The sequence below is a fragment of the Embleya sp. NPDC020630 genome (assembly GCF_044334985.1).
Taxonomy (GTDB): domain Bacteria; phylum Actinomycetota; class Actinomycetes; order Streptomycetales; family Streptomycetaceae; genus Embleya.
Genome location: NZ_JBIRUB010000007.1, coordinates 191,571 through 205,850, shown reverse-complemented (window position 1 = coordinate 205,850; position 14,280 = coordinate 191,571). Strand labels below are relative to the sequence as shown.

Here is a 14,280-nt window from a genome sequence, read left to right as displayed (position 1 = left end):
CCCCGCCAACGCCGGGCCCCGGTGCGCCCACTCTCCGAAGCGCACCGGGCCCGGCGACCCAGCCCCGGCGGACTACCTACAGGTGCGACGAAGCGGCAGCGGTGATCCCGAACCGGGCGAGGTCGGCGCGCAGCGTCGGAGTGTCCGTGTAGTGGAGGGACTCGATGCCCAGGGCTCGGGCCGCCGTCAGGTTCTCCGGGCGGTCGTCGATGAACAACAGTTGGTCGGGGCGCGCGTCGAGCCGTTCGCACAGGTGGAGATAGATACGCGCGTCGGGCTTGGCCAGACCCAGGTCCGCGCTGAACACCCGGTGCCGGAACAGCCCTGACCAGTCCTGCGCCTCGATGTGCCGGGCCATTTCGCTCGGGGCGTTCGAGAGCAGCGCGAGACCGGGATGGGCTTCGCCCGCCGACTCGGCCAACTCGGCCAACAGGTCGAGGGTGTCCTGGTTCATGTCCATCCAGACCGCGAGGTCGGCGGCCACCAGCCGGCCGAGCCCGGCCGCGTCCGGCGTCGGACGGCCCAACCGGGCGCACACCCCGTGCCAGAACCCGGCGGCATCCAGCGTGCCCGCGTCGTAGTCGATGCGATCCGGCCAGTACGCCGGCCACAACTGCGCCGCCGTGACCCCGACGACACCGGCCAGGGCCTCGCTCGCCGCGTCGGAGGGCGGGACACAGATGACCCCGCCGAAGTCGAAAACGATCCATCGGGTACCCATGGGCGCTCCCTCCGTTGACTTTCGAACATCCGATACGTTTGATTGAACGCATGGAAAGTGCGGAACGTCAACAAACGCTCATTGAACGGATGCGGACAACGGAGCGCGTCACGGTCGCGGGGTTGGCCGAGGAGACCGGCTGCTCCGAGATGACCATCCGCCGCGACCTCGACCAACTCGCCGAGCGCGGTGTGCTGCGGCGGGTGCGCGGTGGCGCGGTGAGCCTGATGTTGCGTGGCGAGGTACCGCCGTTCGGTGTCCGGGAGCACGAGGCGACCGAGAGCAAGCGCCGCATCGCCGCCGAGCTGGACTCGCTCGTCACCGACGGCGAATCGCTGATCCTGGACAGCGGCACCACGGGCCTGGCCATCGCTCGCGTCCTGGCCCGCCGCCGGGTCACCGTCGTCCCGCTCGACCTGCACGCGGCCCGGGTCCTCGGCGACGCGCCCGACGTACAACTGCTCGTCCCGGGCGGCCGGAGCACACCCGGCGCGCTCAGCCTGAGCGGCCCCCTCACCGAGAGCTCGCTGCGCACACTACGGGTGGACACCGCCGTCCTCGGCGTCTGCGGCATCTCCGTCGAGCACGGGCTGACCGCCCACGATCTGGACGAAATCCCGGTCAAACAGGCGATGATCGCCTCGGCGCAGCGGATCGTCGCGGTCTGCGCCGGGGCCAAGTTCGGCCGTACCGGCCTCGGTCACGTCTGTCCGGTGACCGACCTCGACATGGTGATCACCGACGCGGACGCCCCGAGCGAGGCGGTCGAGCGGCTACGCGACCTGGGCGTGGACGTACGGGTGGTCTGAACTCCTGTGCCGACGCGCCTGCCGGGCCACCGGAGCGGCGGAACGGCGGACGTCCGGACCTCATCCGCAGCAGAAGACGTTGTCACACGGACGCCCCGTCTCGCTGCCGTACGCCACGAAGTCCCGCACGGGCGCCAACGCCGCCTCGACGGCCTCGGCCGGCAGCGGCGGAACCGTCGGTTCGGCCCAAAGGCCCCAGTACGGCGGGGAGTCGTCGAAGTCGATACGCATGGGTGTGGGCATGGCAAACGAGAGGTACCGCGACCGTGACGGGCGCCCGCCGACCCGCCTCAGGGTTGGGCCGCCCGCCCGGGCAGCGTGAGCCCGCGCCTCACAGGGGCGGCAGCGGATCGTGCCGGGTCGGCTGCCGCCCCGTGATCAGCCAGAACAGGTACCCGCGCAGATAGTCCTCGAGGCCGTGGTCGAGATGGGCCGCGAATGCCCGCAGCGTCGCAGGGTCGTGGTACGCCGGATCGGGATCGGCCAGCCGCGCGTCGATCCAGGCGCGGACCCGATCCCGGTCGGCCCACCAGGCGCGCACCGCCGCCGGGGTCCAGTACTCGTCCCCGTCCCACCCGCAGCCGCCGGCGGGCAGGGTTGCGGCCGCGGCGAGGAAGTCGCACACCTCGCGCGGCGTTCGGGGTTGGCGGTGGACGAAGGCCCGCCGCCCGTCGTCGGCCAGGAGATGGGCGGCGGCCATCGGGGCGTCCGGGCCCACACCGTCCGCGCCGATGAAGAACGGGCCCGGGACACTCAGCCAACTCCGGTCGGCCCAGCGGCCGTCGACCAGCGGGCGGCCGTTGCCGAGGCGGTCGGCGACGGCGTCGAGCGCGTCGGCCGCGTCGAGCGCCCGGTGGGCCATCGGCAGCGGATCCCAGTACGCGAGGCACGGGTCCCAACCGGCGGCCCGGTGGTCGTACCCGCGCAGGGCCCACGAGTGCCGCGCCTCCGGCGTCTCCCGTGCCTTCAGGTTCGCGTCGGCCAACGCCGCGAGCCGCATGACCGCGACGGCGGCGACCACGAAGGCCGACACGGAAAGCGGCGTCACGTCCATGACGCCGAACTTTATTGCGCCAACCGGAATCGGCCACCGGTATTACGCCGAGGCCAAGGGCCTGTGGGACAAAGCGGGACCGGGCGGAACGCGACGGAACCGCACGGACCGGAGCGGACACGGCCCGCCCGATCGCAGCCGCCCCCGCGTCGATCCGGCGCCCGACTACTCCGAAACCGTCGAGCCGACGGCCGCCGCCCCCGCCCGGGCGCGCGGCGGCCGGATCCCGAGCACGGCGCACGCGGCCGCGACCGACGGCCCGACCAGCGGCCGCAGGTCGTCGTACCCCTCCAGCGCCGCCAGCGGAACGGTGAGGGCCGCCAGCGCGGCCAGCGCCCGTACCTCGCCGACCATCGTGTCCTCGGCGTCGCTCCGGTTCAACGCCGCCTGGGTACGCCGCCGGCAAGCCAACACCCGCGCCCCCAGCACGGGCTGGGCCCGGAACGTACGGTCGAACATCAGCACGGTGAGCAGGCGCCGATCCCGCGCGTACAACTCGCCCATGGCGACGAGCAGATCACGGGTCGCGGCGGGCGAGAAGCCGTGCCCCTCGGCCCGGTCGAGGATCGCCTCCAACTCCTCGACGGCCGGCTCGACCAGGTCGGCGAGGATCTCTTCCTTGGTGTGGAAGTAGTAGTAGAGGGCGGCCTTGGTCACGCCCATCGCGTCGGCGATGTCCTGGAGCCGGGTCGCGCCGTAGGTCCGCTCGGCGAACAGCGTCAGTGCGGCATCTCGGACGCGGCGCCGGGTGTCGCCTCGTTGACCGGTCACGCGCGCATCCTTCCCCGGTGGCGGTGAACACCTTCGCGTCCCCCGCACGGCACCTGCTTCCGAGTCCTGGTTGCAGATCCCGCTTCCGAGACCTACTACCGAGATCTGGTTCCAAGACCTGCTTCGAAGACTATTTCTACTGTACGGCCAGTAGAAACTACGCCCCACGTAGTACGCGCGGCCAGAACCTCCGAAGGACGTCCGCGGGGTTGATCGCGGTGAATACTTTCTACTGTCCGGCTAGTAAAAATGCTCGGCCGGACGGGCCGCGACCTGCTCGCACATGCTCTCACCTGCCCTGTCTCTGTTTCTCCTTTGCATCACGCACATCCAACCCGGCGGTTTCGACACGTGTCGTCCGGGTCGATGCCACACGTCCCGCCCCGTTCAGTCCCGACTCGCATGAGCCTGGAGACCCCTTTTCATGGCCACTTTCCTGTATCGACTCGGCCGCGGCGCCTTCCGGCGCAGGCGTCTGGTCGTCCTGCTCTGGGTGGCGATCATCGCCCTCGTCGGGTTCGGCGCCGCCAACGCGTCCGCACCCGCCGCCAAGCCCTTCACCGTGCCCGGCATCGAGGCGCAAAAGGCCGTCGACCTGCTCGGCGAGCGCATGCCCGAGGCGGCGGCCGACGGCGCGAGCGCGCGGATCGTCTTCCGCGCCCCCGCCGGCCAGCAGATCGACTCCGCCAAGAACAAGGCGGTCGTCGAGCAGGTCGTCGGCGCGCTCAAGGGCAGCGACCAGGTGGCCGCCGCCGACGACCCGTACACGGCGGGCACGGTCAGCAAGGACCACACCACCGCCTATGCCGCGGTGTCCTACCAGGTCTCCGGCGACACGCTCAAGGACGCCACCCGCGACAACCTCGAACACGCCGTGCAGAAGGGCCGCGACGCGGGCCTGACCGTCGAGATCGGCGGCGACGCGCTGCAGGACGACTCCGGTCCGGGCAACGGCGAGATCGTCGGCATCGCGATCGCGGCCGTCGTACTCGTGATCACCTTCGGCGGCCTGGTCGCCGCGGGTCTGCCGATCCTCACCGCGCTGCTGGGCGTCGCGGTCGGCGTCGGCTCCATCACCGCCCTGGCCGGCGTGTTCGACCTCTCCCCCACCACCTCGACCCTGGCCATGATGCTCGGCCTGGCGGTGGGCATCGACTACGCGCTGTTCGTGGTCTCGCGCTACCGCAGCGAACTCACCAAGGGCCACGACCCGGAGGACGCCGCCGGCCGGGCGGTCGGCACCGCCGGCTCCGCGGTGGTCTTCGCCGGCCTCACCGTGATCGTCGCGCTCGCCGGCCTCGCGGTGGTCAACATCCCGATGCTGACCGAGATGGGCCTGGCCGCGGCCGGGACGGTGGCGGTGGCCGTACTGGTCGCGCTGACCTTCGTCCCCGCCATCCTGGGCTTCGCGGGCAAGCGCATCTTCGGCCGCAAGGCCCGCAGGAAGGCCGAACTGCTCGCCGCCGAGGCCGCCGAGGGCGGCAGCGTGCACCGACGGGCCGCGGAGAAGCCGAACATGGGTACCCGCTGGGCCCGGTTCGTCCTGCGCCACCCGATCCGGGTGCTCGTGATCGCCGTACTCGGCCTGGGCACCCTCGCGATCCCCGTCGGCAGCATGCAACTCGGCCTCCCGGACGACGGCATCAAGTCGACCGACACCACCCAACGACGCGGCTACGACCTGCTGACCGAGAGCTTCGGCCCCGGCTTCAACGGACCGCTGCTGGTCGTGGTGGACGCCGCGAAGAGCAACAACGGCAAGGAGGCCGCCGCCGAGGTCACCCGGGCACTCGGCCAGGTCAAGGGCATCGCCTCGGTCGGCGAGCCCAGCTTCAACAAGGCGGGCAACACCGCCATCATCGAGGTCACGCCGAACTCCAAGCCGAGCAGCAACGCCACCAAGGACCTGGTGCACGCGATCCGCGACACCGCGGACCAGACCAAGGCCCGCACCGGTGCCGAGACGCTGGTCGGCGGCGTACCGGCGCTGAACATCGACTTCTCCCAGCGCCTGAACGACGCGCTCCTGCCCTACCTGGCCCTGGTGGTCGGCCTCGCGATCCTGCTGCTGATGGCGGTGTTCCGGTCGGTCCTGGTGCCGATCAAGGCGGCCGGCGGCTTCCTCCTCTCGGTGGTGGCCTCGCTCGGCGCGGTCGTCGCGGTCTTCCAGTGGGGCTGGCTCGGCGGCCTGATCGGCGTCGACCAGACCGGGCCGATCATGAGCATGATGCCGATCTTCCTGGTGGGCATCGTGTTCGGCCTGGCGATGGACTACGAGGTGTTCCTGGTCACCGGGATGCGCGAGGCGTACGTCCACGGCGAAAGCCCCCGGCAGGCCGTGGTCAGCGGATTCCGCCACGGGGCCCGGGTGGTCACCGCCGCGGCACTGATCATGATCGGGGTGTTCGCCGGCTTCATCGGGGCACCCGAGTCGATGGTCAAGATGATCGGCTTCGGCCTCGCCTCGGCGGTGCTCTTCGACGCCTTCGTGGTCCGGATGACGATCGTGCCCGCCGTCCTGGCCCTGCTCGGCAAGTCCGCGTGGTGGCTGCCGGGTTGGCTCAACCGGCTGATCCCCAACGTCGACGTCGAGGGCGAGGGGCTGCGGAAGTACCTCGGGGACGACGAGGCGAACACGGCGCCGGACTCCGAGGACGGGTCGCGGCGGTCGGACCGGGATCTGGATCTGGACACGGCGAAGGTGTGATCCGGCCGATCGAGGTCTGATCCGACCGGACAACGCGACAGCGGGGTGTGCCCGGGCTTCGGCTCGGGCACACCCCGCTGTCGCGTGGGCGTGGTGGGTGGCGCGCGGTCGGTGGGATCCGCGGTCGGTGGGATCAGGTCGCCACCGGCTGCTGCTCCTTGGGCTCCCTGAACTCCTTGGGCTCCCTGGGCTCCCTGGGCATCATCATGCGGAGTTGGAGGAGATGGTCCGCCACGGTCATGGCGGCGAGTACGACCGTGGCGGTGGCGAGCGTGGCCCAACCGGTGCCGGCCAGGGGGGCGGTCAGCGGTACGACCACCACGGCCGCGCCGATCCGTGCCGCGATCGAGCCGGTGCCGAGTACGTAGCGATGCCAGGCGTGGCCGAGCAGGAAGACGGCCACACCCGTACCCAGCCACCAGCGGTTGGTGTCGGTGCCCAGGTGGTGGATGCCGTCGGAGATGCCGGCCGCGACCAGCACGATGCCGGCGATCATCACCGCGTGGGCCAGGCCGAACGCCACGTACCCGAGCATCTGCCGGCGCTCCACCGACGCCTCGGACATGGCCCGTACGGTGCGTTCGTCGTCACCGCCGAAGTAGGTCCACCAGATGCCGGTGGCGACCGCGATGCCGAGCAGGATGCCCCCCGCGAGCTTCCAGTCGACCGGTCGCCCGCCCGCGCCGATGCCGACCGCCACGACCGACTCGCCGAGCACGATCAGGATGATCAGGCCGTGGCGCTCCACGAAGTGGTGCGGCTCGACCACGAATCCGCGGATCCGGCCGATCACCATCGACAGGTACAACACCGTCACCGCACCGGCCCAGCACACCCAGGTCCCGACGTCGGACAGGTGCGGCGCGATCAGGATCAGTACGCCGCCGACCGCGTTGAACGGAGCCAGTCGCAGGATCCCGGCGCGGGCCGACGGCTCGGCGGCGGTCAGGAACAGCGCGACGTGCATCCCGACCGCGACGAGGAACGCGAGTCCGAACGCCCAGCCGTCGGGGTCGAACGCGTACGGCAGGTCCAGGCCCATCACGAAGAACGCGGTCATGGTCAGCGCGAGCAGCAGCCGATGCACCACCGCGTCGGGCCGCACCGCGTTGGTCAGCCAGCTGAACGCGCCGAACATCCACCACAGCGCGGCCAGCGGCAACATCCCCTGGAACAGGCCGGACCAGCCCGGGTGGGACTCCACCTGGTGGGTGGCCTGGGTGAGTACGAAGACGAAGACGAGGTCGAAGAACAGCTCGATCGGCGTGACGCCGGTGAACTGCTCCAGTTCGTCGGGGGGCTCGATCGGGTCGTGCGGGAGGTCCATGGGGATGGAGAGGGGAGGTTCGGCGGGGGCCGTGGCCGGGTCGGCGGCGGTCGTCGTGGGTGCGTCGCCGGTGGTGGTTGGCGGGTGGTCGTGCGGGTCGCGGTCCGGTAGGGACGGGGAGGGGTTCATGCGGTCACTTCCAGGTGTCTTGCGAGCATGCTTCCTTCGATCCCGACACGCGTCGCGGCCACCGGCCGCGAGCCGGTCGGGCCGCCCGAACCTGCGCGGGTGGTCGAGTTCGGGTCGTACGTGCGAGGGCCCATCATCACCGCGCCGCGCGTTCGGGGACAGCGGAAGTCATCACGTTCGCGGTGGGCGTATCCCGGACGCGCGGAGATGGGCCGGGATGTGCTGCGGCGGACCGGATTTCTTTCCGGTCCGCCGCAGGGGTGGGGGCTCACGCGTACGTGTGTAGCTGCGTGTGCGTGCGTGCGTATGTGCGTATGTGCATGTGTGCGATGTACGTGCGCGAGTAGGCGAGTACGCGCGCTTGGGTGCCTTGGTGCCTTGGTGCTTGGGCGCCTTGGTACTTGGGCCTACGAGCACAGGATGAGTAGCGAGGTGACCACCGTGCACGATGTCGACGAGGAGTTGTTGCCCGGGTTGGGGTCGTTGGGAGTGCTCGCCGTGCGGGTCGCGGTGACCTCGTAGCCGAGGCCCAGGTTGAGCAGGGCGACCGGGGCGGTGAAGTGGCGGGTGGTTGCCGCGCCCTTGGCCAGCGGGCCGACCGTGCAGGTGACCGTGCGGTTGGCCACCGCGCAGTCCGGTGAGGTCGCGGTCATCGGGGACGGCAGCGGCGCGGTGACGGTCGCCGAGGCGAGTGTGTTCGGGCCGCGGTTGGTGACGGTGACGGTGTAGTCGATGTGTGCGCCGAACAGGCCGCCGACGCCGTTGGCCTGGAGGACCACCGACACGTCGGCCGCGCTCGCGATGTAGGTGTAGCGGTCGGCCGGTACGGTCGCGCTGGTGCCGCCGGCCGTGGTCACCCGGACATCGACCTGGCCGGCCGGACCGGGCGGGGCGGTCACGGTGCAGGTGGTGGCGGTGCAGGTCACGGCGGTGGCGGGGCGGCCCGGGCCGAAGGTGATGCCGGTCGCGCCCGCGAGGTCGGTGCCGGTGACGGTGACCGCCGTGCCTCCGGTGTCGGGGCCGGAGTTCGGGCTCACCGCGGTGACCGTGGGGGCGGGCAGGTAGGTGTAGCGGTCGGCGGCCGAGGTCGCGCTGGTGCCGCCGAGGCCGGACACGGTGATGTCGACGGTGCCGGGTGCGCCGGGGGGCGCGGTCGCGGTGAGGGTGGTGTCGTCGACGACGGTGAACGCGGCGGCCGGGGTCGTACCGAACACGACGGCGGTGGTGCCGGTCAGGTGGGTGCCGGTGACGGTCACGGAAGTACCACCGGCCGTGGGGCCGGAGTTGGGGCGCACCGACGTGACGGTGCGCGGTTGCGGGACGCCGACGACGACGATGCCATAGGGGGTGGAGCCGACCGGGACCGTGGCCACCACGGTGTCGGTCGTGCCGTCGATCACGGACACGTCGCCGGACTGGGTGTTGGCGGTGTACACATATCGGCCCGCGACGTGCAGGGTCAGGTTGGCCGGGTACGCGCCCACCGCCACGCTGTCGACCACCGTGTTCGTGGCCAGGTCGACCACCTTGACCTCGGCCGGGAACGCGGAGACGTACGCCCGGCTTCCGGTCGGATCCACCGCGACGTTGCTGGCGTCGGTGACCGGCACGGTCGCGACCAGCAGGCCGCCGGCGGTCAGGTCGAGCGTCCACAGTCCGGACTGGTTGTCGACCGCGTACAGCCGACGCCCGTCGGGGCTGAGCGCGGCCCCGTCGGGCGTACCGGGCAGCGTGATGGTCGTGCCGACGACGCCGGTCGCGGCGGTGATCACCGAGACGCTGCGTCCGGCGTTGTTGACCGCGTACACGTGTGCCCCGTCCGGCGCGACCAGTACCGCGATCGGGCCGGTGCCCACCGCGATCGTGGCGGCGACGGTGTCGGTCGCCGTGTCGACGGCGAGGACGGAGTTGCCCTGGGCCACGTACAGCCGGGTGTCCGTCGGGTCGATCGCCATCGCGAACGGTGCGCCGCCGGTGGCGATCGTGGCGACGACCGCATCGGTGGCGGTGTCGATCACCGAGATGCCGCCGGAGTCGAAGTTCGCGACGTACACCCGGGTGCCGGCGTGGTTCGCGGCGAGCCCGTACGGGCCCCGGCCCACCGGGACGGTGGCCGTGGTGGTGTTGTTCGCGGCGTCGATGACCGAGACCGTGTCCGAGCCGGAGTTGGCCACGTAGAGGGCCACGCCCGGGTGGGCCGCGGCGGCGGGCACGGCCTGGGCGATCAGGCCGGCGAGCACGAGGGCCGCGGCGGCGACGAGGGCGATCAGCCGGCCGGGCAACGTGGGGCGGGTCCGCGGACGGTGGGGTCGGATCGGACGGTGGGGTCGGGCCGGGCGGCGCGGGTGCCGTAACCGGTCGGCGGGCTCTGCGAGATCGTGTGACATCGGAATCCCCTCCCTGACGATGGAGCGCACCCGGCCGGCTCCATCGGGGCACACCGATCCCCACCCCGCAGTGCAGCACTCGGGCCCCCACCCGAATCCGGCGCCACGCCCGGCAACGGTGCCGAGCCGTGGTGCCGGACGGCCGCGAATCACGGATCGCGATTCGTCGGTGCATCGCCCGAAACGTACCGGGTCGGCGGGCGGTGATGCGGCCTTAACGGCGAAATCGCCTCATGGGGGCGGGAGTTGATGTAGAGGCGCTGAAGTGGAGGTCGTTGGGGCGGGGATCGGGGGCGGTCCGCTCAGTCCCTGGGCAGGTATACCGTCCGGCCCTGAGCGCGGGCACGCAGCGCGGCCGGGACGCGCGGGGCGACCGTACTCGGCAGCAGTTCCGCGGCCCGCTCGACCGTGACGAACGCGTGGTCGTCGAGTTCGTCCTCCTGGATCCGGATGGCCGCGATCCGGTCGGGGGAGAACGTACCGCCGTCGAACATCCAACCGGTCAACGGGCGGGGCCGGGGCTCGAGTTCGGGTACCCAGTCGATCACCAGCAACTCTCCGACGGCGACGTCGAGCCCGAGCTCCTCGCGGAGTTCGCGCGCGCAGGCGTCGTGGGGTGATTCGTTGCGGTCGACGAAGCCACCGGGCAGGTTCCAGTAGTCCCGGTAGTTGGGTTTGACCACCAGGACCCGGTCCTCGGCGTCGGTGATCAGCGCGGAGGCGGCGGCGTAGAGGGAGGGCAGTTGCTCGTACCACTGCTCGGGCGGCAGGAAGTCTCGGGTCATTTCGTCGAGCCTAGCGCCGGGCCAGGGCTGCGGCTGTGGGGGCGGCGGGTGGTGGGGCGGCGGGGCGCGGGCCTCGTGGGTACCGGTCCCGGCGCCGGGTCACCGCCGCAACGCCTCCACGGCCCCGCCGGCCTGGAGCCGGCGGGGCCGTGGAGGGCCGCTTCGGTCGATTCTCGGGAGTCGGTCAGTCCTTGGGAATGTACGTCGGACAGGTCGAGAACGCGTTCTGCTGCACGCAGGTGAACAGTGCGTTCCACTTGCTGCTGCTGTCGGCGACGGCCGTGGTCAGCGCGTCGCTGCACGTGTCGTCGGAAAGACCCCAGAGGGATCCGTCCGGCCAACCGGCCTGACGAGTGCGCGTTTCGATCGTCGTGAGGCATTCCGCGCTCGGGTTGTAGCGTTTCACCTCGTTGATGAACTCCAGATACTTGGGGTTCTGGAGCACGTTGGCCTGCGTGACCAGGGTCTGCCGGGCCGCGTCCTTGGCCTGCGGCGACGCATTCGGGTCCTGCAGCGTCGCGGTCGCCTGCGTGGCCGCCGCCGCGGTCGTTTGGATGACCTTCTGGATCTGCTGCTGGTCTGCCGGCTTCTTCGGCGCCGTCTTCGGGTCCTTGGAGGCGAGCAACGCGTCACTGATCAGCGTCACGACCTGGATGGCGAACCCTCGGTCGGCCGCCGGGAAGGTCGGACTCTGGAGCCGTACCATGATCTGGGCCACGCCCTGCGCGGTCTTCAGATAATCGGCTCGCTCCCCCACGGCCAACTTCGGGTCCTGGCTCCGCCGCAGCGCCTCGTTCACGCCCTGCACGACCTTCGTGTACAGCGCCCGGTCCGGCGCCGACGTCGTCGGGTCCTGGATGGCCTTCAGCGTTTGATTGATCGCCGAGACGGCCTCGGCATACCTGTCCCGGTCCTCGGTGGACGTGGACGGATTCTTGATCGCGTTCACCGCCGTGTTCAGCCCCTCCTTCAGCTTCTGCTTCACATCCGGCGGGACGTTCAGTTTGTCGATCTCGGCCTCCACCTCCCGCTTCGCGCCGTCCGGGTCCGTCTTGGGATCCGGCGGCGGCGCGACCTGTTGCAGTTGATTGGGCGGATGCGACGATCCGCCCGGACCGGGTGTGCTCGGCGTCCCCGACGAGGGGTTGCCCGGGGCGCTGTGCGTCCCCGTCCCCGTCCCCGGCGTGTTCGGCGCGTTGGGGGAGTTCGGGGTCTTCGGCGCGTTCGGGGTGTTGGGCGGGGGCGGTGTGTACGCCGGCGCCTGCGGAGTGTTCGGCGGTTCGGGGGTGTCGGCGGGTATGCCGCTCGTGGCCTGGCCGGGCGAGGCGACCTGGGGCGCGCCGGCCGCGGCGGCGGCGGTCGGCAGCGCCAATGCGGCAGCCAGACAGGACGTGCCTACGATGCGGGATATCTGTCGCCGGGCAGTTTTGGACATGACGAATCCAGTCGAGTGGGGACGTTGCTGCTGTGCCGTTGTCGTCTCGGCCGCTGTCGGCTCGATCACCGAGGCGGCTGCCCGCAGGCACCGGAGACCTCAAGCCTCGACGGTGCGCATGTGACGGCGCACGTGTATCGAACGGTGCACGCGTGACGGTGCACATGTGTCGAACAAGTGCACATGGATCGACAAGAACAACTCTTCGCCCGTCCCTCGCCCGTCGCAACTTTGACCCACGCCGCCGGGCGGATGCCGGGGGTGTGCGGGGGTGGTGGGCGCGAACGGTGTGTAGGCGGTGGGTCTCAGGTGGTGGTGAAGCGGTCCCGGTGCTCGCCGTGCCGGTGCGCCGGCGGGCCGGCGGAAGTCTGCGGCCGAGGGCGACGCGGCGGAGGTCCTGCGTGGCGCCGGTCGGCGGGGCGTCGGCGGCGCTCTTGCAGGCCCGGCCGAGGTCGTTCGTCGGCACGCAGCCGGACAGCGGCCAGGGTGCCTCGAGAACCGGAGACCCCGGGGATCGATCGCATCCGGCAGCGGGTGCAGCCGCTCCTGCGGGACCGGCCGGTCGGGGCTCAGGGCGATGGCGATCGCGATGGCGATGGCGAGGCCGTGGAGCACGTCGTGCCCCAGGGCCACGGTGGGACTCGGCGTTGTCCCGCAACGCCGCGACCGGCTCGTCGGTGGACAGCGCGGCCGTGTCGGCGCGGGCGCGGCGGTCGGTCATACGGTGAAGGCTGCTCGGCCGCTGATCAGCCGGCCGCGCGGAAGCGGGTTGCGCGGGGTGTTGGAACGCGCGTGCACGGAGGCGGGATCCCGGCCACGGATCACCTTCGAGGCCGCCACTCCGCTGCCGCTTGCCGAACCGGCCGCCCGTGCCTGGGCGTTGCGGTGGTACCGGCCCTGCCTCGGACGCGGCGACGGCCGCCGTACTGCGCACGCCGGAGCTGTTCGGCCACGCGCCTGAGGCCGGATCGCGCCGGTGGAGCGGGGGCGCGGAGTCTCGGGGCGGCGAACGGTGCCGTCCGGTATCGAGTCGTATCGCGTCGTATCAAGTCGCGTCGTATCGAGTCGCTCGATGCCGAGTCGAGCCCTCCCGCGTCGTCCCGCGTCGTCTCGTCGGCTCAGCCGGCGGTCAGACCGCTGTCGTTGTGCAGGATCGCGCCGTGTACGTTCCGGGCCTCCTCGGAGGCGACGTACGAGAACATCGCCGCGATGTCCTCCGGCTGCGCCATCGGGCGCGGCGTCATGGCGCGGCCGACCAGGTCCCAGTCCACGTCCGCGGGCATCTGGTAGTTGGCCACCAGGTTGGTGTCGATACCGCCCGGCGCGATCGCGTTCACCCGCAGTGGCTGCTTGGCGAACTCCCAGGCCAGCGACCGGGTCAGCTGGACCACGGCGCCCTTGCTCATGGTGTAGACGACGCCGTACGCCAGGCCCATCACACCGGCGTTGGACGCGATGTTGACCACGTTGCCGGACCGTTCGAGCAGGTGCGGGATGGCCGCCTGGCACATGAAGAAGTAGCCGTCGATGTTGACGCCCATCATCCGCCGGTAGTCCGCCTCGGTGACCTCCAGCACGTGCTCGGCCCGCGCGATGCCCGCCACGTTGCCCAGCACGTCGATCCCACCGAACTCCGCCACGGCCGCCGCCACAGCGGCGAAACACTCGTCCCGTACCGCCACGTCGGTGACCCGAGTGGCCACCTTGCCCGCAAGCCCGACCGCCGCCTCGGCGGTCTCGGCCAACGACGCCGCCGCGATGTCCAGCGCGAACACGTTGGCCCCCTCCGCCGCCAACCGCAACGTGGTGGCCCGCCCGACCCCCGACCCGGCTCCGGTGACCACCGCGGTCTTACCGTCGAACCGGCCGGACACATGGGCTATCGACATGCGTTCACTCCATCGGACGAGGATTCGGAAGACGGATCGAAAGGGCACGACAACGCACCCACGACCAGAGGTGACGGATCGTGCCACAGCCAAGTTGGGGAAACCAGACCCACTTCCCCACCCGTCACCGCCAACCGACCGGCGGTGGAGGAGCAGGTGTGCCGCCGCACGAAGAGCAGCAACGGTGGATGCGAACGTCCATCGGCCGAGTGCGCTCCCCACCGAAGCGGTGGTCACCCGATCGAGCCCAGGCCCGCCCCTCGGGA

At 71.2% G+C, this 14,280-nt stretch carries 11 protein-coding genes; 2 read left to right on the top strand and 9 right to left on the bottom strand.

Annotated elements, in window-relative coordinates; genetic code table 11:
- Positions 1-76: 76 nt before the first annotated feature.
- Positions 77-721: an HAD family hydrolase gene (locus ACH4XV_RS24790; protein WP_395793304.1), complete on the bottom strand. Its 645-nt coding sequence runs from the start codon at positions 719-721 to the stop codon at positions 77-79.
- Between the two features lie 50 nt (positions 722-771).
- Between ACH4XV_RS24790 and ACH4XV_RS24785 the strand changes: the two genes are divergently transcribed.
- Positions 772-1,530 (top strand): DeoR/GlpR family DNA-binding transcription regulator, encoded by a 759-nt coding sequence (locus ACH4XV_RS24785; RefSeq protein ID WP_395793302.1) that lies wholly within the window; start codon positions 772-774, stop codon positions 1,528-1,530.
- A gap of 60 nt (positions 1,531-1,590) precedes the next feature.
- Here ACH4XV_RS24785 and ACH4XV_RS24780 read toward each other — a convergent pair whose 3' ends face one another.
- The 3 genes from ACH4XV_RS24780 to ACH4XV_RS24770 form a co-directional block, all read right to left on the bottom strand.
- Entirely contained in the window at positions 1,591-1,761 is a 171-nt protein-coding gene (locus tag ACH4XV_RS24780) for a hypothetical protein (protein WP_395793301.1), read from the bottom strand.
- Positions 1,762-1,861: 100 nt separating this feature from the next.
- Positions 1,862-2,584 (bottom strand): hypothetical protein, encoded by a 723-nt coding sequence (locus ACH4XV_RS24775; RefSeq protein WP_395793299.1) that lies wholly within the window; start codon positions 2,582-2,584, stop codon positions 1,862-1,864.
- A gap of 165 nt (positions 2,585-2,749) precedes the next feature.
- Positions 2,750-3,355, bottom strand: coding sequence for a TetR/AcrR family transcriptional regulator (locus ACH4XV_RS24770; protein ID WP_395793297.1), 606 nt, complete (start codon positions 3,353-3,355; stop codon positions 2,750-2,752).
- A 424-nt stretch (positions 3,356-3,779) separates the two neighbouring features.
- Between ACH4XV_RS24770 and ACH4XV_RS24765 the strand changes: the two genes are divergently transcribed.
- The gene (locus tag ACH4XV_RS24765; RefSeq protein WP_395793295.1) at positions 3,780-6,062 is read left to right on the top strand and encodes an MMPL family transporter; all 2,283 of its coding nucleotides are present in this window, start codon (positions 3,780-3,782) and stop codon (positions 6,060-6,062) included.
- Between the two features lie 133 nt (positions 6,063-6,195).
- On the opposite strand, the gene ACH4XV_RS24760 is transcribed toward ACH4XV_RS24765, so the two are convergent.
- The 5 genes from ACH4XV_RS24760 to ACH4XV_RS24740 all read right to left on the bottom strand — a co-directional run bounded on the left by ACH4XV_RS24760 (position 6,196) and on the right by ACH4XV_RS24740 (position 14,014).
- A complete protein-coding gene (locus tag ACH4XV_RS24760) occupies positions 6,196-7,518 on the bottom strand; it encodes a low temperature requirement protein A (RefSeq protein WP_395793293.1) in 1,323 nt (440 codons plus the stop codon).
- Between the two features lie 407 nt (positions 7,519-7,925).
- A complete protein-coding gene (locus tag ACH4XV_RS24755) occupies positions 7,926-9,905 on the bottom strand; it encodes an IPT/TIG domain-containing protein (RefSeq protein WP_395793291.1) in 1,980 nt (659 codons plus the stop codon).
- Positions 9,906-10,207: 302 nt separating this feature from the next.
- Positions 10,208-10,690, bottom strand: a complete 483-nt coding sequence (locus ACH4XV_RS24750) for an NUDIX domain-containing protein (protein ID WP_395793289.1) — start codon at positions 10,688-10,690, stop codon at positions 10,208-10,210.
- 184 nt (positions 10,691-10,874) lie between these two features.
- The gene (locus tag ACH4XV_RS24745) at positions 10,875-12,194 is read right to left on the bottom strand and encodes a hypothetical protein (RefSeq protein ID WP_395793287.1); all 1,320 of its coding nucleotides are present in this window, start codon (positions 12,192-12,194) and stop codon (positions 10,875-10,877) included.
- A gap of 1,049 nt (positions 12,195-13,243) precedes the next feature.
- Positions 13,244-14,014, bottom strand: coding sequence for an SDR family NAD(P)-dependent oxidoreductase (locus ACH4XV_RS24740; protein ID WP_380003988.1), 771 nt, complete (start codon positions 14,012-14,014; stop codon positions 13,244-13,246).
- Positions 14,015-14,280 lie beyond the last annotated feature (266 nt).

What these genes read in the sequence shown, in the direction of transcription:
- ACH4XV_RS24790 (WP_395793304.1), bottom strand. Translation starts at nt 721, where the DNA reads ATGGGTACCCGATGGATCGTTTTCGACTTCGGCGGGGTCATCTGTGTC.
- ACH4XV_RS24785 (WP_395793302.1), top strand. Translation starts at nt 772, where the DNA reads ATGGAAAGTGCGGAACGTCAACAAACGCTCATTGAACGGATGCGGACA.
- ACH4XV_RS24780 (WP_395793301.1), bottom strand. Translation starts at nt 1,761, where the DNA reads ATGCGTATCGACTTCGACGACTCCCCGCCGTACTGGGGCCTTTGGGCC.
- ACH4XV_RS24775 (WP_395793299.1), bottom strand. Translation starts at nt 2,584, where the DNA reads ATGGACGTGACGCCGCTTTCCGTGTCGGCCTTCGTGGTCGCCGCCGTC.
- ACH4XV_RS24765 (WP_395793295.1), top strand. Translation starts at nt 3,780, where the DNA reads ATGGCCACTTTCCTGTATCGACTCGGCCGCGGCGCCTTCCGGCGCAGG.
- ACH4XV_RS24760 (WP_395793293.1), bottom strand. Translation starts at nt 7,518, where the DNA reads ATGAACCCCTCCCCGTCCCTACCGGACCGCGACCCGCACGACCACCCG.
- ACH4XV_RS24755 (WP_395793291.1), bottom strand. Translation starts at nt 9,905, where the DNA reads ATGTCACACGATCTCGCAGAGCCCGCCGACCGGTTACGGCACCCGCGC.
- ACH4XV_RS24750 (WP_395793289.1), bottom strand. Translation starts at nt 10,690, where the DNA reads ATGACCCGAGACTTCCTGCCGCCCGAGCAGTGGTACGAGCAACTGCCC.
- ACH4XV_RS24740 (WP_380003988.1), bottom strand. Translation starts at nt 14,014, where the DNA reads ATGTCGATAGCCCATGTGTCCGGCCGGTTCGACGGTAAGACCGCGGTG.